This is a genomic window from Arthrobacter oryzae (assembly GCF_037911235.1).
Taxonomy (GTDB): domain Bacteria; phylum Actinomycetota; class Actinomycetes; order Actinomycetales; family Micrococcaceae; genus Arthrobacter; species Arthrobacter oryzae_E.
In genome coordinates this window covers 48,581-69,996 of the sequence record NZ_JBBLYW010000020.1, presented here as the reverse complement: position 1 = coordinate 69,996, position 21,416 = coordinate 48,581, and the positions used below count along the sequence as shown (strand labels likewise).

The following is a 21,416-nucleotide window of genomic DNA, read 5'->3' as shown; positions in this document are numbered from 1 at the left end:
GCGTCCCGTTTTAGGCGGCAGGAGGTGAGAGAGCGTCTAGGTGGCCGACCCGTTGGATCCCGAGGTTGATGCCTCGTGATCGGCCGAGGTCCGCCACGCTGTCCAGTCGAGGGGCTGGACTGACGGGCGGCCCAGCAGGTATCCCTGCCCAAAGCCCATCCCCAGGTCCATGACCGAGGTCAGTTCGGCCTGGGTTTCGATCCCTTCCGCAACGAGGTCCGCCCCGACCTGCCGGGCAAATTCCACCATGGCCGCGCCCAGGGTCCTCTGGCCGGCGGCGTGGTCGATGCCCGCTATGAGGCTGCGGTCGAGTTTGATGATGTCCGGGCTCAGGTGCGTGACCTGGCTCATCGAGCCGAAACCCGCTCCGGCGCCGTCAACAGCCACCCGGAGTCCGCGCAGCCGCAACGGAGCCAGTGCTGCCACGACGGGCTCGTACTCGTCCTCGGCAAGCCGTTCCGTCAACTCGATGACGATCCGGTCCACCGCCAGCTGGGAGTGCTCCACGAACGCCCGGAGCCGGGGGTCGAGGCAGGTGGCCGGGGACAGGTTCAGCGCAACATAGACGTGCGCGGGCAACTGCTCCGCGGCAATAAGGGCTGCCTGTAGAGCGGCAAATTCAAGGTCCGATCCGAGGCCCACGGCGGCGGCCTCGTTGAACCAGTGGTCCGCGCTGGCGCCGTCGTCGCTGACAAAACGTGTCAGGGCCTCGACACCCACCACATTCCGGCTGGAAAGCTCATGGATAGGCTGGAACGCGGTGAGCAGCATCCGGTCGCCGAGGATCGCCTCTATGCGGCGCCTGCTCCGGCGGGTGAACAGCACCGTGTTGCCGTAGTCCTCATCCGGCAACGGCAGATCGGGGCTGGGCAGGTTGGGCTCGGAGTCATCCGATTGCCCGTCCGTGAAGCTCCGGGTGGCCATGAGGTGTTCCAAAAGCGCACGTTCCGGATTCCCCGGGTGGGATTCCATCCGGGTGCGCAACTGCTCGCGCGCCCACTCGCTCTGCGGAGTGGCGTCATCCAGCACAGACTCGATGATGTCCCACGCCTGTCCACGGATCGTCGGATCATTCACGTCCGAGGGCGGGTTCGACTGGGGTCCCCGGTGCACAGTCGATTCCCCATCGGTCAATGCTGGAAAAGAAGTCTCATCCATTGACATGGTCTATTCCTTTATAAGTGCTGGTCCCGGCTGAGCCCGGGACCCGTCCGTGAATACACCGCATACTGATTCGAGGATGCGGGAACCGCGAACGTTTCAAAAGCGTACAACGAGACCGGTCTGTCTGTCTGTAGCTGTATCCGACTCGTGATGCTAAGCAGGCGGACTATTCCTCCACGAATTCCGCGGCCAGGTGGATGTGGTTGTCGGCCAGCCACACCGGATTGAAGGCTTTGCTCAGGTAGTTGCTGCCGGCGTCGGGCGCTATGGCCACCACCACGGATCCGTGCGGAGCGGCGCGCGCCACCCTCAGGGCGGCGGCCACCGCCAGACCGGAGGAGGGACCGAGTGACAATCCCTCCTCGTTCAGCAGCAGATGCTCGGTGGTGTACACCTCATTGTTGGGAATGCGGAGGAACCGGTCCACGATGCTGCGGTCGAAGATCTTGGGCCACTCGGCTTCCGGCCAGGAGTTCCCCACGCCGTCCACCAGGATCTCGCCCGGATGGCCGCCGCTGTATACGGATCCGACGGGATCAGCGGCGATCACCTCAACATGGCCGCCGGTCTTTTCCTTCAGATACCGGCCGTTGCCGCTGATGGTTCCGCCGGTGCCGATCCCGGCCACAAAGTGCGTCACCTTACCGGACGTCTGCTGCCAGATCTCCGGTGCTGTCCCCTCGTAGTGGGCCAGCGGGTTGGCCGGGTTGTCGAACTGCTGCGGCCGCCAGGCACCAGGATTTTCCGCCGTGATCCGCGCCGCGACGGCCCGCGCGTTCTCCGGCGACTCCGACGGCGCGGTCCAATCCGTCACCACCACCCTGGCGCCATAACGGTGCAGCGCAGCCAGTTTCTCGGATGAGATGGTGTCCCCGGTGACCACCACCACGGGATGCCCGGTCAGCGCGCCGATCAGCGCCAGCCCGATCCCGGTGTTCCCCGATGTGCTCTCCACAATCATGGCGCCCGGCCGGAGTTCCCCGCTACGCTCAGCCGCGCGCACCATGCTCAGGGCCGTCCGGTCCTTGATGGATCCGCCAGGGTTATCGGCCTCAAGCTTGACATAGACTCGGCTGCCCAGGCCCTTGCCCAGGACGTCCAGCGGCACCAGCGGAGTGTTCCCCACCTGTGCCAGGACAGCAGCGGCATCCGCCGCAATATCGGCGTGTTGAACCGCGTGCCTGCCTGTCACGATGCTCATCGTTGCCTTTCCGCACGGTCGCCCGGGCCGCCGGCGGCAAGACCGTCCACTAAGCCGTTCAATGCGACGCGCGCCTGTTCCACAAGCGCTGCCGCCGGCAGGTGCCGGGCCAGCATGCCGGCAAACCGGTCGACGACGGCGGCCGTCCCCTTTCCGAGCGGCCGCACCGCACGCGCTTCCGCCCCGCCCAGCAGGTACGCGGCGGTCAGCGCCTCGATCGCGAACAGCTTCTCGGCAGCAACCACTGAGCGCTCCAACTGCTGGAGGGCGAGCGGCGCCAGCGTTGAGTGGTCTTCGACGTCGGCGGACAGAGTCGGCGCCCCCAGGGTGGCCGGCGCCGCGAGCACCTTGAGCTCGGACAACAGGCCGGCCGCCGAATACCACAGCAGTCCGGGCAGCTCTTCGGGCTCCAGCGGGGCTCCGTGCCTGGCAGCTTCTAGGTGCCGCTGGCGGATCTGCCGCTGCGGCGGGTAGAGCTTGGCGATCCGGCGTTCGCTGCTGATCCCCAAATGGGCCAGCCCCAGGCGCAGCGCCTCGAACGCGAGCGCCAGCTGCATGGGCTGGAAGTTTCCGCCGGACACCATCCGCCCGGAGCCGACGTCGGTGAGCGGGTTGTCGCCCCGGCCGTTGAGTTCCACCTCCAGGGCATCCTCCAACGCGGTGACCTGCCAGCGGATGGCGCCGTGCGTCTGGGGTGCCGCGCGGAAGGACAGCGCATCCTGGACGGACACCTCCCTGGCCGGGTCCTCCAGCCAGCCGCCCTCGAGGAGCCGCAGCACACGGCCCGCCGTGACCGCCTGTCCGTTCACCGCCTTGGCCGCCTGCACCGCCGGCGAAAACGGGCTGAGGTTGCCGCCGCCGTCGTGCCTTGCCGTCGCCTCCAGCGACAGCGCGAGAGCGGTGTCCGCTAGGTCGGCGAGCCGCAGGAGGCGGTGCAGCACCAGCGCACCCACGCCGATCGAGTATGCGTTGGAGCTGACCAGGGCCAGGGCTTCCCCGGGGGCCAGTTCCAGCGGAGCCAGCCCGGCGTCGGCCAGGGCCTGCCCGCCTGTCAGCAGCTGCCCGTCCGCCGCCACCGCCTGGCCCTCCCCGATGGCGACGGCGGCCACGGCGGCGAGGTGGGTCAGGTCGGCGGAGCCTACGGACCCTTCGCGCGGGATGGCGGGGACCACTCCGCGGTTGAGCATCTCAGCGTAAAAACGGGCTGTTTCCGGCCGGACCCCGGAGCCGCCCCGGCTGAAGCCCACCAGCCGCGCCAGAATCACGGCCCGGACCTCATCGGCGCCCAGCAGTTCCCCCACCCCGCTGTTGTGGTACCGCACCACCTGCACCTGGTAGGCGAGGATCGCCTTTTCGTCCACGGCGGTGTCACGCCCGGACCCCAGCAAGGTATTGAGGCCGTAGACGCGGTGGCCGGAATCGATGGACCGCTGCACCACCTCGCGGGACAGCCCGATCAGCTCCAGGGCGTCCGTGCTCAGGACGAACTTCACGTCGGGGTCAGCCGCGGCCTGGGCGATGTCCCTGGCGCGCAGGTGGGCCGTGCCGATCAGGAAGTTTCCGCTGCCGTTGCCCATGGCGCTAGAAGTCCAGCAGGTTCCGGCGGAAGCCGCCGTCGCCGTAGCTTGTCCGAAGCAGCCCGCGGCGCCGCAGCACCGGAGCCAGGCGGTCCAGCACGCCGTGGACTGTGGCCGGGTCCACGAAGCCTGAGAACAGGAACCCGTCTCCGCCCACCCGGGCGCCGGTTTCCTCGAGGTAGTCGGCAATCTCGTCGGCGGTGCCGATGATGCTGTCCCCCGCGCCGCCGCTGCGGGCCTGCAGGAGCTGGCGCAGCGTGGACCCGGGCGGACCGGCCTTGGCGAAGTGGTCAAGGGTGCCCTGGTTGCTGTTGGTGGTGAGCTCGGGGAGCGGTTCGTCGAGGTCGAACTGTTTGAAGTCGATGACGGAGAGGTAGGAGATGGAGTTCAGCTGGCTGTCGATGTCCCGCTGCGTCAGCTGGCGGCGCTGTTCCCTGAGCTCGTCCGCCTCGGCTCGGGAACCCACCACGGTGGGCTTGAGGACGTACAGCACTTTGACGTCATCGGGGTTCCGCCCGGCGGCGGCCGCCTCGGCCCGGATCGAATCGCGGTAGGCCTTCATACCGTCCGCGCCCCTCGCCAAGGCAATGGCGACGTCCGCGTTGCCGCCTGCGAACGCCTTGCCCCGCGGCGACGCACCGGCCTGCACCAGCACCGGTTCATCGGGCATCGGCGCGGTGTTGAGGGGCCCGCGGACCTTGAAAAACTCGCCGTCATGGTTGATCGGGTGGACCTTCCTGTGGTCCGCGAAGACGCCGGCCGCCGCGTCCTCCACGATGGCATCCGGCTCCCAGCTCCGCCAGAGCTTGCGCACCACGTCCACGAATTCCTCCGCCTTTTCGTAGCGGAGGTCATGCTCGATCTGCTGGTCCAGCCCGTAGTTCTGCGCCGCGAGGTCGCTGCCGGAGGTCACCACGTTCCAGCCCAGCTGCCCGTTGGAGAAGTGCTGCAGGGTGGCCAGCAGGCGTGCCGCGGTGAACGGCGGGTAGAAGGACGCGCTCACTGTCGGGACGATCCCGAGGTGTTCCGTGGCGGAGAGCAGGTACGGGACCAGGGCCAGCGGATCGTGCTTCGGCGCGAACGACGCCTGCGCCAGCGACACCTCCGCGCTTCCGCCGAACGTGTCCGGCACTGTGAGGGAGTCCTCGATGATGAACAGGTCCAGCCCGGCCCGTTCGAATTCCTGCACGGCATGCTGGTACAGTGCGGGTTTCTTCCAGTCGTACCCGATGCCGTAACCGGGCGTGCCCCAGCCCTGGACGCCAAAGCCGTGGCCCACAAACCAACCGAAGTGCAGCATGGGACTGACTGTATTTCCGTTGGATCCATTCACGGCTGCCTGATTTCATCCGGCGTTACAGCGGTTCATTTCCCGTCATTATCCTCCAGGCAAGGGTTTTTGTAACTGCAACAAGTGGTCGCGCAGGGGCGGATGCGGCGCCGCTGTGGCGCCGCGGCGCGTGCGGTCCCGTTACGGAAGATGACGACGACGGCGGTGCGGGCCGCCGTCGTAAGTGTTACGTTTTTGGGGAGTAATGAGAACCGGTGCCAAGCCCTGACTTGCCGGTCGGCAACCCTCCTTCCGCGGCGGGGTGCCTCAGGTGAATACTCGGCATATCGACCCATTCGAGCTGCAAGCGTGAGAGAAGGAGATCCGTCGTGTCTGACGCACCCGCACCACTGGCCCCGCCCGCCGAACCGGCCGCCGCCGGCCAGGCACAACCGGCCCAGGACCTGCCCCAGGAAAAGCTGGCCTACCGGCTTATCACAGGCCCTGATGACCGCTCGTTCTGCGAGCGCATCTCCGCAGCCCTGGCCGACGGCTATGTCCTGCACGGGAGCCCGGCGGCCACGTTCAACGGCACCAGCGTGATCGTGGCGCAGGCCGTGGTCCTGCCCGCAGCCATCGCCAGCTCGGACGCTGCCGTGGCAACCGCGGTGGACGAACTTGAGTTCGACCTCGACTTCCAGGGTGAAGCTTTCGAGGGGCACGCGTGAGCTACGCCGGAGACCTGAGCCCGCAGGACGCCTGGGCCAAGCTTGAACAGGGTGCGGTCCTGGTGGACGTCCGCACCGAAGGCGAGTGGGCGCACATCGGCATCCCGGACACCAAGGCTACGGACAACGATCCCCTCTTCATCCAGTGGACCTTCCCGGGCGGCATCCCCAACCCGGATTTTGTTGACCAGTTGAAGCAGCAGGCCCCCGAGGACTCCAACGTTGAACTGGTGTTCCTTTGCCGTTCCGGCGTCCGCTCCATCGCTGCAGCAATTGCCGCCACGCGGGCCGGCTTCACCGCCTACAACGTCCTTGAAGGCTTCGAAGGCGAACCGGACCGTTACGGCGAACGCACCGTCAACGGCTGGAAGAACCGCGGCCTGCCCACCAACCTCGGAAAGAACTAAGTGACCTTCAACCCCGACGCCGCCGGCTGGAGCGCCGATACCCAGGCTGTCCGCGGCGGCCTTGACCGCACCAATTTCCAGGAGACCGCCGAGCCGATCTTCCTCAACTCCGGCTTTGTCTACGAATCCGCGTCAGCCGCGGAGCGCGCCTTCACGGGCGAGGACGAACGATTTGTGTACTCCCGCTACGGCAACCCGTCCGTGGCCACGTTCCAGGAACGCCTCCGGCTGCTGGAGGGCACCGAAGCATGCTTTGCGACGGCGTCCGGCATGTCCGCCGTGTTCACTGCGCTGGGTGCGCTGCTGGCTGCCGGCGACCGCGTGGTGGCGGCACGTTCGCTGTTCGGCTCCTGCTTTGTCATCCTGAACGAGATCCTGCCCCGGTGGGGCGTGGAAACGGTGTTCGTGGACGGCCCGGACCTGGAGCAGTGGCGCACCGCTTTGGCGGAGCCGACGACGGCCGTCTTCTTCGAGTCGCCGTCCAACCCGATGCAGGAAATCGTGGACATCGCCGCCGTCAGCGAACTGGCCCACGCGGCCGGCGCGACCGTCGTCGTCGACAACGTCTTTGCCACTCCCCTGCTGCAGCGGTGCGGCGACCTGGGCGCGGACGTGATTGTGTACTCCGGCACCAAGCACATCGACGGCCAGGGACGGGTCCTGGGCGGCGCCATCCTGGGCACCAAGGAGTTCATCGACGGGCCGGTCAAGCAGCTCATGCGCCACACCGGGCCCGCTCTTTCCGCCTTCAACGCCTGGGTGCTGACCAAAGGCCTGGAAACCATGGCGCTGCGCGTCAACCATTCCTCCGCCTCGGCCCTGCGCCTGGCCGAGTGGCTCCAGGCCCAGCCGGCCGTCAGCTGGGTCAAGTACCCGCTGCTGACGTCCCACCCGCAGTATGAGCTCGCGGCCAAGCAGATGAAGGCAGGCGGCACTGTGCTCACCTTCGAGCTCTCGCCGTCCGCCGGGCGTTCGGCGAAAGAAGCCGCTTTCGCGCTGCTGGATGCGCTGCGGATCATCGACATTTCCAACAACCTGGGCGACGCCAAGTCACTCATCACCCACCCGGCCACCACGACGCACCGCGCCATGGGTCCGGAAGGCCGTGCGGCCATCGGGCTCAGCGACGGCGTCGTCAGGCTTTCGGTGGGCCTCGAGGATGTTGACGACCTCACCCGCGACCTGGAGCAGGCGCTCAAGCAGATCTGATCAGCGCGAACGGACAGATACGGCCCTGCGTTTCAGGGCCTTATCTGTCCGTTCGCGCCGTCTCAGGTGTCGAGCTCCCAATGCAGGCGGATAGCGTCGGCAATGGGGCCGGCCGCAACATCCACTTTGAAGGCCACTGGAGCGGTGCCGGTCTCTTCAATGACGGTGTCGTGATAGACGCGGCCGCAGGCGGGGCACAGCGTGAAGAGGTCCTCGTCCCCGGGCCACTCCGCCAGTCCGGCAGGAACGGGAGTGTCGTCACCAAGGTGAACGGGCATGCCTTCGGCGTTGGCCTGGATCAGTCCTTCGTCGCCGACGGTGTTTCCGCAGACGCAGGTGATGGTGGTGACATCATGGCCGGTGACTTGTGCGAATTCGGTTTCCATGGCGCACTCCGGGGTTAGTAGGAACCTGCTTTAGGACTGGCGGACGCGCAACAGTACCGGAGCCGGCTCGCGGGCACCGCCGGCTTCGGCCGTGCGCATGCTGGTTTCCACCGCATGGGCCACCACGGCAGCGAGCCCGGCGGCGGCGTCTGAAGTTCCGGCAAGGGTTTCCTGCATGGCATGGCGCTGCTGTTCCGAACCGGTGCCCCGGTCCAGGATCCGCCGCACACCTTCCCGGGCCAGTTCCAGCTCGCCCTGTTCCGCCAGGACGGGCGCCACGTAGTCCACCAGGGCCTCCGCCACTTCCGCGGCGGGAGCCGGACGGAAGGTGCCGAAATCGAGCAGGTCACCGCGCAGCCCGCAATTGCTGGCCTGCCAGGCGGCCATTCGCAGGAGCACGGTCGGTACGGGGGCCGGGTCCACACCGGCCCGCCATTCCCGGCTGGCCGATTCCACCAGTCCGCGCACCAGGACGGCAATCAGGGCGGCGTCCTCGGCCTGCAGGCAGACGTCGGCCACGCGGACCTCCACAGTGGGGTGGTTGCGTGAGAGCCGAGCGTCGAAATAGATCATGCCCTCGTCCAGGAGCACGCCGCTGTCCAGCAGCCGGGTGACCACGCGCCGGTACATGGAGTGGGTGCCGAAGATCTGGGACGGACCCGACGTCGGCCAGCGGTTCCAGGCCTGTGTGCGGTAGCTTTCGAACCCGGTCTCCACGCCGTTCCAGTACGGCGAGTTGGCACTCAGCGCCGTGAGGACCGCCAGTTTGTCCCTAATCCGGTCAATGACGGCCACGCCTTCCTCGGGGGATTCGACGAACGTGTGGACGTGGAACCCGCAGGTCAGCTGCTCATGGACGGTCAGCCCGAAGCGCTCCTGCATGGTGGCGTAGCGGGGGTTTGGCGTGGTGTGCGTCGTGGAGCCAATGGGCGATGTAGCCAGCGCGGCCACCCGCGCCTTGTGTTTCTTCGCGGCGGTGTCCGCCAGGGCACGGCCCTGGCGGATCTGCAGGAGCAGCTCCGCATAGTCCAGGCACGGCCGCGTCTGCGTCTCGATCTGCTCGAGCTTGAGCTCGGCCGTCAGCCCGGTGTCGCCACCGTGGTCGGCCGGATCGTGGGGGTCCGGAATCCGCGGGTTGTCCGGCGCGTCGTCGGCAGCGAGCTTCCGCCCTGTCAGGAGGGCGTCCGCCAGCGCCAGCGGCTCCCCGGTCACGGGGTCCACAATCAGCAGCTCTTCCTCAACCCCGAAAGTTCGCATGCATACATTGTGCCCCCGTGACGCGCTGTTAGACAGGAGCCGGCACGTAGCCGACAGTCAGCCAGGGCGCGGTCAGTCCTGGAAGTACTCGATCTTCGCGCCGATGGTGTTGAGCCGCTCCGCCAGGTCCTCATACCCGCGCTCAATCACGTAGATGTTGCGCAGCTCGGAAACCCCGCGGGCCGCCAGCATGGCCAGCAGGATGCAGGCGGCCGGGCGGAGGGCCGGAGGGCAGCCCACCTCGGCGGCGCGCCAGCGGGTGGGGCCGTTCACGTAGATCCGGTGCGGATCCAGCAGCTGGACGCGGGCACCCAGCTTGTTCAGCTCGGTCAGGTAGATGGCGCGGTTCTCGTAGACCCAGTCGTGGATCATGGTCTGGCCTTCGGCGTTGCCGGCAATGACGGCGAAGAACGGCAGGTTGTCGATGTTCAGCCCGGGAAACGGCATGGGGTGGATCTTGTCCGCGGGGGCATGCAGCGCGGAGGGCTTGGTGGTGACGTCCACCAGCCGGGTGCGTCCGTTGCGGGCAAAGTACTCACCGGAGATCTCCAGTTCCTGGCCCATCTGTTCCAGGGTGGCGAGTTCGATTTCCATGAATTCAATGGGAACCCGGCGGATGGTGACCTCTGAATTGGTCACAATGCCGGCGGTAATGAGGCTCATGGCTTCAATGGGGTCCTCGGACGGGAAGTATTCGAGGTCGACGTCGATGGACGGAAGCCCGGTGATCTTCAGCGTGGTGGTGCCGACGCCGTCGATCTGCACCCCCAGGCCCTGAAGGTAGAAGCAGAGGTCCTGGACCATGTAATTGGGGCTGGCGTTGCGGATCACCGTCGTGCCGCGGCGGTGGGCAGCGGCCATGATGGCGTTTTCGGTGACCGTGTCACCGCGTTCGCTCAGCACAAAGGTGCGGTTGTCGCCGTCGGCCGGTGGTGCCTGCACGGAGTAGAAGCCGGACGTGGCCTCCACTGAGAGGCCGAACTGCCGCAGTGCCTGCATGTGCGGCTCCACGGTACGGGTGCCCAGGTCGCAGCCGCCGGCGTAGGGGAGCCGGTACTCGGCGGACTCGTCCAGGAGCGGCCCCAGCAGCATGATCACGCTGCGGGTGCGGCGCGCAGCCTCCACGTCCATGGAATCCAGGTCCAGGACGGCGGGGCGGCGGATCTGCAGGTCGTTGGCGTTGAGCCAGGTGCATTCGACGCCGATGCTCGTCAGGACCTCGACGATCCGGTTCACTTCCTCGATCCGGGCCAACCGGCGCAGTGTGGTGGTGCCGCGGTTGATGAGGCTGGCGCAGAGCAGCGCCACTCCGGCGTTCTTGCTGCTGTTGACGTCCACCGAACCGGACAGCGTGCGGCCGCCCTCCACCCTGAGGTGGGTCATCTGCGGCTTGCCCACTTTGACGATGCTGCGGCCCACGATGGCTTCGAGCCGCTGGATCATCTTGAGGCTGAGGTTCTGCTTGCCCTGTTCCATCCGGGCGATCGCGCTTTGGCTGGTGCCCAGCTCGGCTGCCAGCTGTCCCTGGGTCCAGCCCTTCTCGACGCGGGCATCGCGAAGCAGCAGGCCTACGTGTTCAGCAGTCTCTTGTGTCATACCGAAAAAATATCACGCATGAGCTATTGCGGAACTCGAATCGCCCCGAACTGCCGCGAATCTCACAGATTATTCGCCTGATGCGATATGAATGCGAGAACCGCGCAGCTCACTGCCCGAGGAACACCATGTTCCAGGTTCCCGCGCTCACGGCTGCGGTGACGGCCACGGCGGCAACCAGCACCCCGCCGAGGACCACCCAGATGTCCAAGGTGCTGAACGTCGATTCACGCGCCCAGGTCCGCTGCGCCCCGCCGAACCCCCGCGCCTCCATGGTCACGGCAAGCCGGGATGCCCGGCGGACGGCCTGGACCAGGAGTCCGAAGCTCTGCCCCAGCGTGGCCCGGAGCCGCTGCAGCGGACTCCCGTGCGAGCCCACACCGCGGGCACGCCGGGCCATGCCGATGGTCTGCCATTCCTCAGCCATCAGGCCCACGAGCCGCATGGCCGCCAGCGTGCCCAGCACAAAGCGGTGCGGCAGCTTCGCTTTCTGCGCGAGGGCGTCGGCCAGGTCCGTGGGGTCCGTGCAGCTCATCAGCAGCACCGCGGGCAGGGCGATCGCCACGCCCCGCAGCAGGAATCCCAGCCCCAGCTCCAGTGAACCTTCACTGATGGACCAGATGCCGACGTCGAGCAGGATCCTTCCGGTGTCCGGCGCCAGGATCGAGGTGCTCCAGCCGCCCAGTGCCGCCGCCAGGATCAGCGGCCAGCCGCGCTGCCAGAGCAACGAGACGGTCAGCCCGGCCAGCGGGAAAAGGAGCAGCTCAAAGGCCAGCGCAACGGACGCGGACACCCAGTCGATGGACAGCGCCAGCACCACCGTCAGCAGCATCACGACGGCGAACTTGGCCAGCGGATTGGCCCGGGTGAGCAGGGCGTGGTTGGCCTGCAGGGTCAACGATTGCCTCATGGCGCAGCCACCCCGGGGTTGAGGCCGGTTTCCCGCGCAGCGGATTTGAGTTCGGGCGCACCAAGTTTCAGCTCGGTGCCGCCCAGGACGTCGCTGAACTCCTGGTCGTGCGTCACGGACACCACCGCGGTGCCGGCATCGAGGAGCTCGGACAGGAAGGACGCCAGTTCCGCCCAGGTGTTGGCGTCCTGGCCGAAGGTGGGCTCGTCGAGGATCAGCACGCGGGGATGGGCGGCCAGCACCGTGGCGACGGACAGCCTTCGCTTCTCCCCGCCCGAGAGCGTGTAGGGGTTCGCGTCCACCAGATTGGTCAGGCGGAGGCGTTCCAGGAGTTCGTCCACGCGTTCCTCGCCATGGCCCAAGTGCCGCGGGCCGAACATCAGCTCGTCCAGCACCCGGCCGGTGACGAACTGGTGCTCCGGTTCCTGGAACACGGTGCCGATCCGCGAGATCAGCTGCTCCGCTTTCCACTTGTACGGATCGATTCCGGCGCCTTCGCTGAGGTCGACCGTGGCGGAGACCCTGCCAGCGACCGGCTGGAGCAGACCGGCCAGGGTCAGGGCAAACGTGGACTTGCCGGAACCGTTGGGCCCCGTGATGGTCAGCGCCTGCCCGGCCCGGACCTGCGCCGTGACGCCGGACTGCACCGGGACCGGCGGGATGGCCTTGAAGCCCCGCCGGCGGGGACGTTCCCGGGACACGGCCAGGTCCTCTGCTGCCAGCAGGAGGTTCCCGGCGGGACCGCGCGCGCCGGCGGCGCCCCCCGCTCCCGCGGCGGCGGTTCGCGCCCGGGTGGCCGGGACGTACCCGGGAACCCAGACGCCGGCGGCAACAAGCATGTCCCGAGCCTGTGCCAGGACCTGGTCCGGGGGCCCGTCCAGGAGCACCGCGGAATCCGTAGCCGATCCCGGCTGCAGCACCACGATCCGGTCCACGAGGTCTTTCCAGACGCCCACGCGGTGTTCCACCACCACCAGCGTTGCCCCGGTCTTGTCCAGGCACCGGCCCACGGCGTCGCGGACTTCCAGCACTCCGGCCGGGTCAAGGTTGGCGGTGGGCTCGTCCAGGAGGAGCAGTCCGGGGCGCATGGCGAGGATGCCGGCTAGCGCCAGGCGCTGCTTCTGCCCGCCGGAAAGGGCCGACGTCGGGTGGTCCAGCGGCAGGTGGGCCAGCCCGACGTCGTCGAGCGCCTCTCCGACGCGCGTCCAGATGTCCGCGCGGGGCACGGCAAGGTTCTCGGCGCCAAAGGCGACGTCGTCCCCCACACGGGAAAGGACAACCTGCGTTTCGGGGTCCTGCTGCATCAGGCCGGCGCGCCCGCGCCGGGCACGCGGCGGGGCGCCGTCGATCAGCAGGGTGCCGGTCTCGTCGGAGTCCTCGGCGTCCGGCGTGCCCTCGTGGTGGGCGCCGGCGTCGCTGTCGCCGAGCACGCCGGCGAGGGCGTGCAGCAGGGTGGATTTGCCGGCACCGGAGGGGCCGAGCAGCAGCACGCGCTCGCCCGGCCGGATGTCCAGGTCCAGGCCGCGGACGGCAGGCAGGGACCGGCCGGCGTGCCGCCAGCCCCAGCCGAGTGCCATGACCGCTGCCGGGCGGACGTTGTGGGAAACCGTCATGAGCAGTGTGTGTTCATCAGGAGAAGACGGGCTCCGTTGCTGCCTTGCGGGAGGCGAAGGAGCTCAGCACACCGGTCCTGGCCAGGCCGCGCGTGGCGATCCAGGACAGTGCGCCGGCGATGACGGCTCCGGAGATGGCGGTGAAAATGATGTAGGCCAGTTTGTCACCGGCGGCGTAGGCGATGTTCCAGCCCCACGGAGCGAACGAGTCGTTCAGGCCGCAGAAAAGGCCTGCCGCGGCACCGGCCAGCAGTGAAACGGGCAGGTTGAACTTTTTGTACACGAACACCGCGAAGATGATTTCCGCGCCGAGCCCCTGCACGAAGCCGGAGAACAGCACGGACGCACCGTACTGCGAGCCCATGATCAGCTCGCCGGTGGCGGCTACCGTTTCGCAGAACAGGGCGGCTCCCGGCTTGCGGATGATCAGCATGCCCAGGACAGCGGGAATCATCCAGCCGCCGGCGATGAGGCCGGTCAGCGGCGGATAGACGGCGTTCATGGCCGGCGAAACCGCGGCGGCCCCTTGCGACCAGGCCCAGAAAATGACGCCGCCGGCCACTGCGATCAACGCGGCAACCACGATGTCCACCACGCGCCAGGTGTACTTGCTGTGCGGCAACGCCTGCTTTGCAGAAATATCAGTCATGTCTTCCTCCTGAGGTACAGGAGGGGAGAGTGGTTGCCGGCGAGGCCGCGGCTTGCACCGCCTGCTGCCGGTCACTCTGAGAACTCGACTCCCTTGCGCCGGTACTAACCGGATCAGGTTCGAGGGTCTGCGGCTGTCCGCACTCTCAGCGCCCGCCTCCGGTTCCCTGGACTGTTCCAGTGATGCCCGACGGCGACGCTCCCCTGTCGTATCAATTCGCCCTTGTGGGCGTGGATAAGTTTACACCCGCGGGCCCGCCGAATCCCGGGGACGGTGTCACAATCGGCGGTGATCCGGCGGGGCTGATGCGGTTAGGCTAGGGGAAGTCCTGTTTCCGCCGTCTCCCACCTGTAAGGGGTACTGGATATGAGTTTCTTCATCAAGCTGTTTGGGACCGGAGTAAGCCTGCTGGCCGGTTTCGCCGGCACCAAGGCCGTCGACGTGGTCTGGGAAAAGGTCACCGGACGCAAGCCCCCGAAGGGCGACAAGGACGACGTCCCCACCACCCTGCGCAGCGCCCTCACGTTCGCGCTGGTCTCGGCGGCTGTCAGCGCCATCATCCAGGTCCTGGCCAACCGGGGAACCCAGCGTGCCATCACCCGCTTCGCCAAGAGCCAGGACATCGTCTAGGTTCCGCCCCAACAACGGGAGTTTTTGTCCAGATAACGGGACCTAACCGGCCTCCACGTCGCGTTATCTGGACAAAAAACTCTTTGAGAAGGTGTCCCTATGCTGGGGCTGAAGTGCCGCCGTCGTCGTTGTCCGCGGCCTGCCCGGCTGAATCCTGCGCGGCCTGCCCGGCTGAATCCTGCCCGGCACGCCCGTCGGCGGCACGCTTGTCGGCGGCCTTCAGCACCACGGCCTCCAGTTCGTCCACGGTCAGCAGCTCCCTGTGCAGGTGCTTGGTGCGGTAGCCCGCCCTTCCCACCATGTGCGCGGACACCGGAACGGTGAGCACCTGGAAGATCCACGCCACGAACAGCACCGGCCACACCCACCAGGTCCTTAGCTGCAGGCCCACCGAGGCCAGCAGCAGGAAGAGTCCCAGCACCTGCGGCTTGGTGGCGGCGTGCATCCTGCTCATCAGGTCGGGGAAGCGCAGCAGGCCGATCGCCGCGCCGAGGGACATCACAGCGCCCACCACCATAAAGACAGCGGACACCGCGTCAATGATGGTGTCCACGGCGGATGGTTCAGGATTCATTGGGCTGCTCCCGCCGGTCGGCCACGAAGCGCGCCACGGTCACGGATCCGATGAACCCGATGATGGACAGCGCCACGAGCAGCATCAGGTTGTTCAAATGCCGGTTGACTGCCATGTCGATGCAGAGCGTGGCGCCGATGATGGCCAGCAGCACGTCCGAGGCCAGCACCCGGTCCAGCAGGGACGGGCCGATGGCGATCCGGACAATGGCTCCTGCTGCCGCCAGGGACAGGATCACGGCCGTTACGGTCAGCACGAGGTCCATCATGCCTCCACCTCCTGTTTCAGCGCGGCCAGTTCCTCTCTGGTGCCCATGATCCGGATCAATGCCGCCTCGGCCTCACGGACCTCCTTGCGCAGGTTCACGATGTCCTCTCCGCTCCGCACGTTCAGCCCGTGAATGTAGAGCGTGGACGTGGAGCGGTCCACTTCCACCACCAGCGAGCCGGGAATCAGCGAGATGACATGCCCGGTGGCGGTGACCATGAGGTCCGAGTGGCTGCGGAGCTGGACGGCGACGACGGCGTTGGTCACCTTGGGCCCGCGGGCCAGGGCCAGGTACAGCACCTGGAAGCTCGCGGCCACCACTTTGCCCAGGAAAACCATCGCGAACGGGACGGCCCGCAGAATACTGAACCGGCCGCCCAGTTCCACCGGCGGCAGGTAGAACAGCCGGGCCACCACCACCGCGATCAGGGCGCCGAACAGCAGGTTACCGGGGCTGAAGTCCTGCCAGAGCGCGCACCAGACAAACACCAGCCAGACCAGGAGCGGCAGTTCCTGCCGGAGGGAGATCCGCCGGCGGTTCATTTCTGCCCCTCCTGCTGTGACGGATCCTGCTGGGACGGACCCTGCTGTGACGGTTCAGCCTGCGCAGGCTCAGGCTGCGCGATCGGGGGCACAGGAGCGTTTTCGCCCAGTACCGCCTGGATGTAGGAGGACCTGTCCAGCATGTCCACGGCCGACTGGTCCGCCACCCGGAACAGCGGCCCTGCGAAGACGGTGAGCGCAACACCGAAGGCCACCAGCCCCAGCGTCGATCCCACCATGGTCCGCGGCAGGAGCGTGACGTTGCGTTTGCCGGCGCGGTCGCCGGTGTCGGAGTCCTCGGGGTCCGCCAGCAGCACGGGGTCGGGGTTCTCGGCGTCCTCGGGCTTGCGCCAGAACGCGCGGTTCCACACGCGGGCAACGGCCAGCAGCGTCAGCAGGCTGGTCAGCGCACCGCCGATCACCAGGGCGTAGGCCAGCGGTGTGCCGAGCTGGACACCGGCCTGCATCAGCCCGACCTTGCCCAGGAAGCCCGAGAAGGGCGGGATCCCGGCCAGGTTCATCGCGGGGATGAAGAACAGCAGGGCCAGGATCGGCGACAGCTTGGCCAGGCCGGCTACGCGGTCGATCGACGAGCTTCCGCCGCGGCGTTCGATCAGGCCCGTGACCAGGAAGAGGCTGGTCTGGATGGTGATGTGGTGGGCCACGTAGAACACGGCAGCGCCGAGCCCCGCCACGGAGGACATGGCCAGCCCGAACACCATGTAGCCGATGTGGCTCACCAGCGTGAACGAGAGCAGACGCTTGATGTCGCTCTGGGCCAGGGCGCCCAGGATTCCCACCACCATGGTCAGCAGGGCCGCCACCATCAGCGGAGTGTTCAGCGAGTCTCCCGGGAAGAGGAGCGTCTCGGTGCGCACCATCGCATAGACGCCCACCTTGGTCAGCAAGCCGGCAAACACGGCCGTGACAGGGGCAGGCGCCGTCGGGTAAGAGTCAGGCAGCCAGAAGGACAGCGGGAAAACAGCCGCCTTGATGCCGAAGGCCACCAGCAGCATCACGTGCAGCAGCATCCGCGTCCCGGAATCCAGGTCCGCGAGCTTGATCGCGAGGTCCGCCATGTTGATGGTTCCGGTGGCACCGTAGATCATGGCGATGGCGATCAGGAACAGCACGGACGACACCACGGAGACCACCACGTAGGTGACGCCGGCGCGGATGCGGGGCCCGGTACCGCCGAGGGTCATCAGCACGTAGCTTGCCGTCAGCAGGATCTCGAACCCCACGTAAAGGTTGAAAAGGTCCCCCGAGAGGAACGCGTTGGACACCCCGGCCACCAGGATCAGGTAGGTGGGGTGGAAGATCGACAGCGGCGCGTCCTGGTCGCCGTCGGCCATGCCCTGGCCGGTGGCGTACACCAGGACGGCGAGGCTGACCGTGGAGGAGACCACCAGCATCAGGGACGAGAACTGGTCCACCACCATCACGATGCCCCACGGCGGCAGCCAGCCGCCGATGTTGACGGCTGCGGTCCCGCCGTCCCAGACGGAGGCCAGCAGCACGCACTCCAGCAGGAGGGTCAGGGACAGGAGCGTGATGCTGACGGCCCGCTGGGCCCGCGAGTGCCGGATCAGCACGAACGTCAGTGCGGCACCGAGGATGGGAAGTACGACGGCGAGCGGGGCAAAGCTTGCGATGTTCACTTCACGCCTCCTTCCGGGCCGGGGGTCACGTTCTGGGAGCCGGGCTGCTCTTCGGCGGCGGCGTCCTTGGCTTTGATCTTGCGGCCGCCCGCCTTCACGGTGCCGGTCTCGGAGTCTCCGGAGCCGGACACGCCCGAATTGGATATTCCCCGGCCGTCGGAGCCCACCATGGTCAGCGGAAATTCGGACGTTTCCACGGGGATCTCGGAATCGTCCTCGGCATCGAAGCTGGGGGTTTCGGCAACGCGGATGTCCTCGACGTCGTCCTGGATCTCATCGCGGCGGGCCAGCACCCAGGTCCGGTAGATGATGCCCAGCATGAAGGCGGTCACGGCGAAGGAGATCACGATCGATGTCAGGATCAGCGCCTGCGGGAGGGGGTCGTTGTAGTTGCGGGGGTCAATGTCCTTGCTGAACATGGGCGCCAGCCCGGCATAGCCGCCGGTGGCCAGAATCAGGAGGTTGGTGGCGTTGGCAAGCAGCATCAGGCCCAGCAGCACCCGGGTCAGGCTGCGTTCCATGATCAGGTAGATGCCGCACGCATAGAGCGCACCCATGACGGTCAGCAATGTCAGGTTGACGCTCATGCCTTCCCCCTCCCGGTGGTTTCGGCGGGAACTTCATCCGCTTCCTGCGCCGGGGTCTCGGCTTCAGGGTTTTCTTCAAAGTGCTCGTCGATCTCCGCACCCAGGCTGCGCAGCACGTCCAATACCAGTCCCACCACCACGATGTAGACGCCGATGTCGAAAATGGTGGAGGTGACGAACTTGATGTCGCCGAACACGGGCAGCCACAGCTCGATGATGGCGCTCTGGAACACCTGGCCGCCCAGCAGCAGCGGGACCACCCCGGACGCCGCAGCCGTGGCCAGTCCGATGCCCAGGAGCGTCCCGGCACCCACCGGGGTGGCCTCCCGCAGTTCGAAGCGGCCGCCCGCGAGGTAGCGGATGGTGAGGGCAAGCCCGGCGGTCAGCCCGCCGGCGAAGCCGCCGCCGGGAAGGTTGTGGCCGGCCAGCAGGAGGTAGATGGAGAAGACGATCATCGAGTGGAACACCAGCCGCGTGACCACTTCGAAGATGATGGAGCGGCGCTCGGGGGCCAGGGTGCGCCCGGCAACAAGCCAGGCGTCCCGGGTGGAGGCCGCAAACTTCCGGCTCAGGGCCAGCGCGGCGCTGTCGCGGGAGCTTTGACCGGCGACGGACCGCCGGCCCACCGTTCCCTCGGCCACGGAGGACGAGGCCCGGATGCCGTCGCCGCGTCCCTTGACGAAGATGAGGCTGGCCACGCCGGTGGCTGCCAGGGCCAGCACGGAGATCTCGCCGAACGTGTCCCAGGCACGGATGTCCACGAGGGTGACGTTGACGATGTTCAGTCCTCCTCCGCCCTCGTACGCAAGCCGCGGGAATTCCAGGGAGACGGGCGTGGCGATCCGGGCTCCCATGGCGTAGATGGCCACGAAGATCATGGTGACGCCGAAAGCAGCTCCGATGATCACGCGGATCACCCGGTATTTGCCGCCGGTGCGGTCACGGAGCTCGGCCGGCAGGCTGCGCATGGCCAGGACGAAGGCCACCAGGATGATGGTTTCCACCAGCATCTGGGTCAGGGCGAGGTCCGGTGCACCCTGCAGGGCGAACATCAGGGCGATGCCGTAGCCGGTCACGGAGACCATCAGCACCGCGAGGAACCGTTTGTTGGCCCGCACGGCGGCGAGCGCCCCGATCACGATGCCGGCTCCCGCCACCAGTTGCAGCGGTGAGTTCGGATCAATGAAATACAGGTTTCCTGGCAGCGGTTTGCCCGCAATGAGCAAGGCGGTGAGCGGCAGCGCAAACGCCACGGTGAGGATCACTGCAAGGTAGAAGAACAGCGAACCACGCTGCGTGCGGCCTGTGACCCAGACGGCGGTGTCGTCCAATGCGCCGATCGTCATTTGGTAGGCGCGGTCGCCGTCCACCCACGCCGGCACCCTGCCCTGGACACGGGCCACGATGTTCCGGCCGTAGAACATGGCCGTGCCGAGCGCGAACGTGATGGCCGTCAGGCCGAGTGCGGGAGTGAGGCCATGCCAGAGCGCAAGGTGGCCCGCGGCAGTGGCCGGATCGCCGCCGTCGTGCACGAATTCCGCGGCGTACGGCTGGATCCACTGGTCCACCGGCGCCGGCCACAGTCCGTAGACGATGGTGAGCAGGCTCAGCACGGCCGGGGCCGCAAGGAAGGAGGGCTTGATGGCCTTGAACGGTGTGGGGTCGACGCCCGGCTTCGATGCGAAGGCGCCCCACATGAAGCGGGCGCTGTAGGCGAAGGTGAGGATCGACCCCAGGACCAGCCCCGCGAGAACCACCAGGCCCCAGGCGCCCAGCTGCCCGCTGGAATCAGAGGAGGTGCCGTAATGCACAAAGGCCTCGAACACCGACTCCTTGGCCACAAAGCCTGCCAGCGGCGGGATCCCTGCCATCGAGGCTGCACCGATGGCCGCAACCACTGCCAGCGCACGGGAGGACTTATAGACGCCGGACAGCTTGCGGAGGTCACGGGTTCCGGACTGGTGGTCGATGATGCCCACCACCAGGAACAACGTGGCCTTGAAGAGTCCGTGCGCCAGCAGCAGTGCCAGCCCGGCCAGCGCTGCGTCCGGTTTGCCGAGTCCCACCACCATGGTGAGGAATCCCAGCTGGCTGACCGTGCCGTAGGCGAGGATGAGCTTGATGTCGGTCTGCCGGAGCGCCCGGTACCCGCCCACCAGCATGGTGGCGAGGCCCAGCCCCAGCGCCATGGGGAGCCAGAAGGCAGTCTCCGCGAACCCCGGCGCCAGCCGCGCCACGAGGTAGACCCCGGCCTTCACCATCGCTGCGGCATGGAGGTAGGCGCTAACGGGTGTGGGCGCCGCCATCGCCCCCGGGAGCCAGAAATGGAACGGGATCAGTGCGGACTTGGTCACGGCACCGATGAGGATCAGTACGACGGCGGCGGCCACAGCCCCTGCTGCCGGCCCGGCGGCCAGCGCGGGAGCCTGTTCTAGAATGGCCGAGATCCGGTAGGTTCCGGCACTGGAGCCCAGGATGATGAGGCCCACCAGCATGGCCAGGCCGCCCGCCGTGGTGACCATCAGGGCCTGCAGGGCCGAGCGCCGCGCGGAGAGCCTGGTGCGGGCGTAGCCGATCAGCAGGTAGGACAGGATCGTGGTGAGTTCCCAGAAAATGAACATCAGGAGCAGGTCATCGGCCGTGACCAGGCCGAACATCGCCCCTGCGAAGGCCAGGAGCTGGGCGCCGAAGCCGCCCAGGTTGCTGTCCTTGTTCTTGAAGTAGCGCGCACAGTAGACCAGCACCAGGGCGCCCACTCCGAGTACCAGCAGGGACATGATCCAGGCCAGGGCGTCCATCCGGAACGCGAGCTCGATCTTCAGTTCGGGGATCCAGGGAATGATCTCGGTGACGGCGCTGCCCGTCGAGGAGGATGCCCCGGAGGGCCCGCCCTCATAGACGGCATCGCGCTGCAGGAGAAGCCACACGAACGAGCCCGCAGGGACCGCGGCCAGCGCGTAAAACGCATTCCTGCGGAATTTCCTGAAGAAGAACGGCGCCACGGCAGCCACCGCGAAATGCACGGCAAGGACTGTGATCACTGGTATCTCCGCAACGTCAGGAATTCGATTGTCAAAAGTTGGAGCAGGCGGTCATTCGTCAGGTTCAGTGCCCACAGTTTATCAAGCGGTTGCAAACACTTTTGACACGGCCCTGCGGCCTGCGGCACGGATCCCCGTGACACCGG

At 67.2% G+C, this 21,416-nt stretch carries 20 protein-coding genes and 2 riboswitches; of the genes, 4 read left to right on the top strand and 16 right to left on the bottom strand.

Annotation, left to right across the window (positions count from 1 at the left end; genetic code table 11):
• Nucleotides 1–36: 36 nt before the first annotated feature.
• The 4 genes from WMN78_RS06315 to WMN78_RS06300 all read right to left on the bottom strand — a co-directional run bounded on the left by WMN78_RS06315 (nt 37) and on the right by WMN78_RS06300 (nt 5,242).
• A complete protein-coding gene (locus tag WMN78_RS06315) occupies nt 37–1,164 on the bottom strand; it encodes an EAL domain-containing protein (protein ID WP_340532705.1) in 1,128 nt (375 codons plus the stop codon).
• A gap of 166 nt (nt 1,165–1,330) precedes the next feature.
• Nucleotides 1,331–2,365, bottom strand: coding sequence for a cysteine synthase family protein (locus WMN78_RS06310; protein ID WP_340532704.1), 1,035 nt, complete (start codon nt 2,363–2,365; stop codon nt 1,331–1,333).
• Nucleotides 2,362–3,942: an aromatic amino acid ammonia-lyase gene (locus tag WMN78_RS06305; protein ID WP_340532703.1), complete on the bottom strand. Its 1,581-nt coding sequence runs from the start codon at nt 3,940–3,942 to the stop codon at nt 2,362–2,364. The genes WMN78_RS06310 and WMN78_RS06305 overlap by 4 nt, the downstream gene beginning before the upstream one ends.
• 4 nt (nt 3,943–3,946) lie before the next feature.
• A complete protein-coding gene (locus WMN78_RS06300; RefSeq protein WP_425341123.1) occupies nt 3,947–5,242 on the bottom strand; it encodes an NtaA/DmoA family FMN-dependent monooxygenase in 1,296 nt (431 codons plus the stop codon).
• Nucleotides 5,243–5,473: 231 nt separating this feature from the next.
• Nucleotides 5,474–5,588, top strand: a riboswitch (SAM riboswitch).
• An 88-nt stretch (nt 5,589–5,676) separates the two neighbouring features.
• Here WMN78_RS06300 and WMN78_RS06295 point away from each other — a divergent pair.
• Genes WMN78_RS06295 through WMN78_RS06285 form a run of 3 tightly spaced genes read left to right on the top strand, consistent with a single transcriptional unit; the run spans nt 5,677 to nt 7,556 of the window.
• Complete coding sequence (locus tag WMN78_RS06295) at nt 5,677–5,940, top strand: DUF1737 domain-containing protein (protein ID WP_340532706.1); 264 nt, start codon at nt 5,677–5,679, stop codon at nt 5,938–5,940.
• Entirely contained in the window at nt 5,937–6,347 is a 411-nt protein-coding gene (locus WMN78_RS06290; RefSeq protein WP_340532701.1) for a rhodanese-like domain-containing protein, read from the top strand. The genes WMN78_RS06295 and WMN78_RS06290 overlap by 4 nt, the downstream gene beginning before the upstream one ends.
• On the top strand, nt 6,348–7,556 hold the full coding sequence (locus WMN78_RS06285; protein ID WP_340532700.1) for an O-succinylhomoserine sulfhydrylase: 1,209 nt from the start codon (nt 6,348–6,350) through the stop codon (nt 7,554–7,556).
• A gap of 62 nt (nt 7,557–7,618) precedes the next feature.
• On the opposite strand, the gene WMN78_RS06280 is transcribed toward WMN78_RS06285, so the two are convergent.
• The 6 genes from WMN78_RS06280 to WMN78_RS06255 all read right to left on the bottom strand — a co-directional run bounded on the left by WMN78_RS06280 (nt 7,619) and on the right by WMN78_RS06255 (nt 13,967).
• Nucleotides 7,619–7,942, bottom strand: coding sequence for a hypothetical protein (locus WMN78_RS06280; RefSeq protein WP_340532699.1), 324 nt, complete (start codon nt 7,940–7,942; stop codon nt 7,619–7,621).
• Nucleotides 7,943–7,972: 30 nt separating this feature from the next.
• Entirely contained in the window at nt 7,973–9,199 is a 1,227-nt protein-coding gene (locus WMN78_RS06275; protein WP_340532698.1) for a glutamate--cysteine ligase, read from the bottom strand.
• Nucleotides 9,200–9,271: 72 nt separating this feature from the next.
• A complete protein-coding gene (locus WMN78_RS06270) occupies nt 9,272–10,795 on the bottom strand; it encodes a UDP-N-acetylglucosamine 1-carboxyvinyltransferase (protein ID WP_340532696.1) in 1,524 nt (507 codons plus the stop codon).
• A 109-nt stretch (nt 10,796–10,904) separates the two neighbouring features.
• Nucleotides 10,905–11,705, bottom strand: a complete 801-nt coding sequence (locus WMN78_RS06265) for an energy-coupling factor transporter transmembrane component T (RefSeq protein WP_340532695.1) — start codon at nt 11,703–11,705, stop codon at nt 10,905–10,907.
• On the bottom strand, nt 11,702–13,318 hold the full coding sequence (locus WMN78_RS06260) for an ABC transporter ATP-binding protein (protein ID WP_340532694.1): 1,617 nt from the start codon (nt 13,316–13,318) through the stop codon (nt 11,702–11,704). Before WMN78_RS06260 ends, WMN78_RS06265 begins: the two co-directional genes overlap by 4 nt.
• 16 nt (nt 13,319–13,334) lie before the next feature.
• Nucleotides 13,335–13,967: an ECF transporter S component gene (locus WMN78_RS06255; RefSeq protein ID WP_340532693.1), complete on the bottom strand. Its 633-nt coding sequence runs from the start codon at nt 13,965–13,967 to the stop codon at nt 13,335–13,337.
• A gap of 72 nt (nt 13,968–14,039) precedes the next feature.
• A riboswitch (TPP riboswitch) is annotated at nt 14,040–14,182 on the bottom strand.
• Nucleotides 14,183–14,333: 151 nt separating this feature from the next.
• Here WMN78_RS06255 and WMN78_RS06250 point away from each other — a divergent pair.
• On the top strand, nt 14,334–14,597 hold the full coding sequence (locus tag WMN78_RS06250; RefSeq protein WP_340532692.1) for a DUF4235 domain-containing protein: 264 nt from the start codon (nt 14,334–14,336) through the stop codon (nt 14,595–14,597).
• Between the two features lie 97 nt (nt 14,598–14,694).
• On the opposite strand, the gene mnhG is transcribed toward WMN78_RS06250, so the two are convergent.
• The 6 genes from mnhG to WMN78_RS06220 are packed head-to-tail and all read right to left on the bottom strand — an operon-like array spanning nt 14,695 to nt 21,270.
• Nucleotides 14,695–15,171 (bottom strand): monovalent cation/H(+) antiporter subunit G, encoded by a 477-nt coding sequence (gene mnhG, locus WMN78_RS06245; protein WP_340532691.1) that lies wholly within the window; start codon nt 15,169–15,171, stop codon nt 14,695–14,697.
• On the bottom strand, nt 15,161–15,439 hold the full coding sequence (locus tag WMN78_RS06240) for a monovalent cation/H+ antiporter complex subunit F (protein WP_340532690.1): 279 nt from the start codon (nt 15,437–15,439) through the stop codon (nt 15,161–15,163). The genes mnhG and WMN78_RS06240 overlap by 11 nt, the downstream gene beginning before the upstream one ends.
• Entirely contained in the window at nt 15,436–15,981 is a 546-nt protein-coding gene (locus WMN78_RS06235) for a Na+/H+ antiporter subunit E (protein ID WP_340532689.1), read from the bottom strand. Before WMN78_RS06235 ends, WMN78_RS06240 begins: the two co-directional genes overlap by 4 nt.
• A complete protein-coding gene (locus WMN78_RS06230; RefSeq protein ID WP_340532688.1) occupies nt 15,978–17,642 on the bottom strand; it encodes a Na+/H+ antiporter subunit D in 1,665 nt (554 codons plus the stop codon). The genes WMN78_RS06235 and WMN78_RS06230 overlap by 4 nt, the downstream gene beginning before the upstream one ends.
• Nucleotides 17,639–18,229: a Na(+)/H(+) antiporter subunit C gene (locus WMN78_RS06225; protein ID WP_340532687.1), complete on the bottom strand. Its 591-nt coding sequence runs from the start codon at nt 18,227–18,229 to the stop codon at nt 17,639–17,641. The genes WMN78_RS06230 and WMN78_RS06225 overlap by 4 nt, the downstream gene beginning before the upstream one ends.
• A complete protein-coding gene (locus WMN78_RS06220; RefSeq protein WP_340532686.1) occupies nt 18,226–21,270 on the bottom strand; it encodes a Na+/H+ antiporter subunit A in 3,045 nt (1,014 codons plus the stop codon). The genes WMN78_RS06225 and WMN78_RS06220 overlap by 4 nt, the downstream gene beginning before the upstream one ends.
• Between the last annotated feature and the right edge of the window lie 146 nt (nt 21,271–21,416).

Excerpts from the sequence above, each read along its gene's own strand:
- WMN78_RS06315 (WP_340532705.1), bottom strand. The coding sequence starts at position 1,164 with ATGTCAATGGATGAGACTTCTTTTCCAGCATTGACCGATGGGGAATCG.
- WMN78_RS06310 (WP_340532704.1), bottom strand. The coding sequence starts at position 2,365 with ATGAGCATCGTGACAGGCAGGCACGCGGTTCAACACGCCGATATTGCG.
- WMN78_RS06305 (WP_340532703.1), bottom strand. The coding sequence starts at position 3,942 with ATGGGCAACGGCAGCGGAAACTTCCTGATCGGCACGGCCCACCTGCGC.
- WMN78_RS06300 (WP_425341123.1), bottom strand. The coding sequence starts at position 5,242 with ATGCTGCACTTCGGTTGGTTTGTGGGCCACGGCTTTGGCGTCCAGGGC.
- WMN78_RS06280 (WP_340532699.1), bottom strand. The coding sequence starts at position 7,942 with ATGGAAACCGAATTCGCACAAGTCACCGGCCATGATGTCACCACCATC.
- WMN78_RS06275 (WP_340532698.1), bottom strand. The coding sequence starts at position 9,199 with ATGCGAACTTTCGGGGTTGAGGAAGAGCTGCTGATTGTGGACCCCGTG.
- WMN78_RS06270 (WP_340532696.1), bottom strand. The coding sequence starts at position 10,795 with ATGACACAAGAGACTGCTGAACACGTAGGCCTGCTGCTTCGCGATGCC.
- WMN78_RS06265 (WP_340532695.1), bottom strand. The coding sequence starts at position 11,705 with ATGAGGCAATCGTTGACCCTGCAGGCCAACCACGCCCTGCTCACCCGG.
- WMN78_RS06260 (WP_340532694.1), bottom strand. The coding sequence starts at position 13,318 with ATGACGGTTTCCCACAACGTCCGCCCGGCAGCGGTCATGGCACTCGGC.
- WMN78_RS06255 (WP_340532693.1), bottom strand. The coding sequence starts at position 13,967 with ATGACTGATATTTCTGCAAAGCAGGCGTTGCCGCACAGCAAGTACACC.
- WMN78_RS06250 (WP_340532692.1), top strand. The coding sequence starts at position 14,334 with ATGAGTTTCTTCATCAAGCTGTTTGGGACCGGAGTAAGCCTGCTGGCC.
- mnhG (WP_340532691.1), bottom strand. The coding sequence starts at position 15,171 with ATGAATCCTGAACCATCCGCCGTGGACACCATCATTGACGCGGTGTCC.
- WMN78_RS06240 (WP_340532690.1), bottom strand. The coding sequence starts at position 15,439 with ATGATGGACCTCGTGCTGACCGTAACGGCCGTGATCCTGTCCCTGGCG.
- WMN78_RS06235 (WP_340532689.1), bottom strand. The coding sequence starts at position 15,981 with ATGAACCGCCGGCGGATCTCCCTCCGGCAGGAACTGCCGCTCCTGGTC.
- WMN78_RS06225 (WP_340532687.1), bottom strand. The coding sequence starts at position 18,229 with ATGAGCGTCAACCTGACATTGCTGACCGTCATGGGTGCGCTCTATGCG.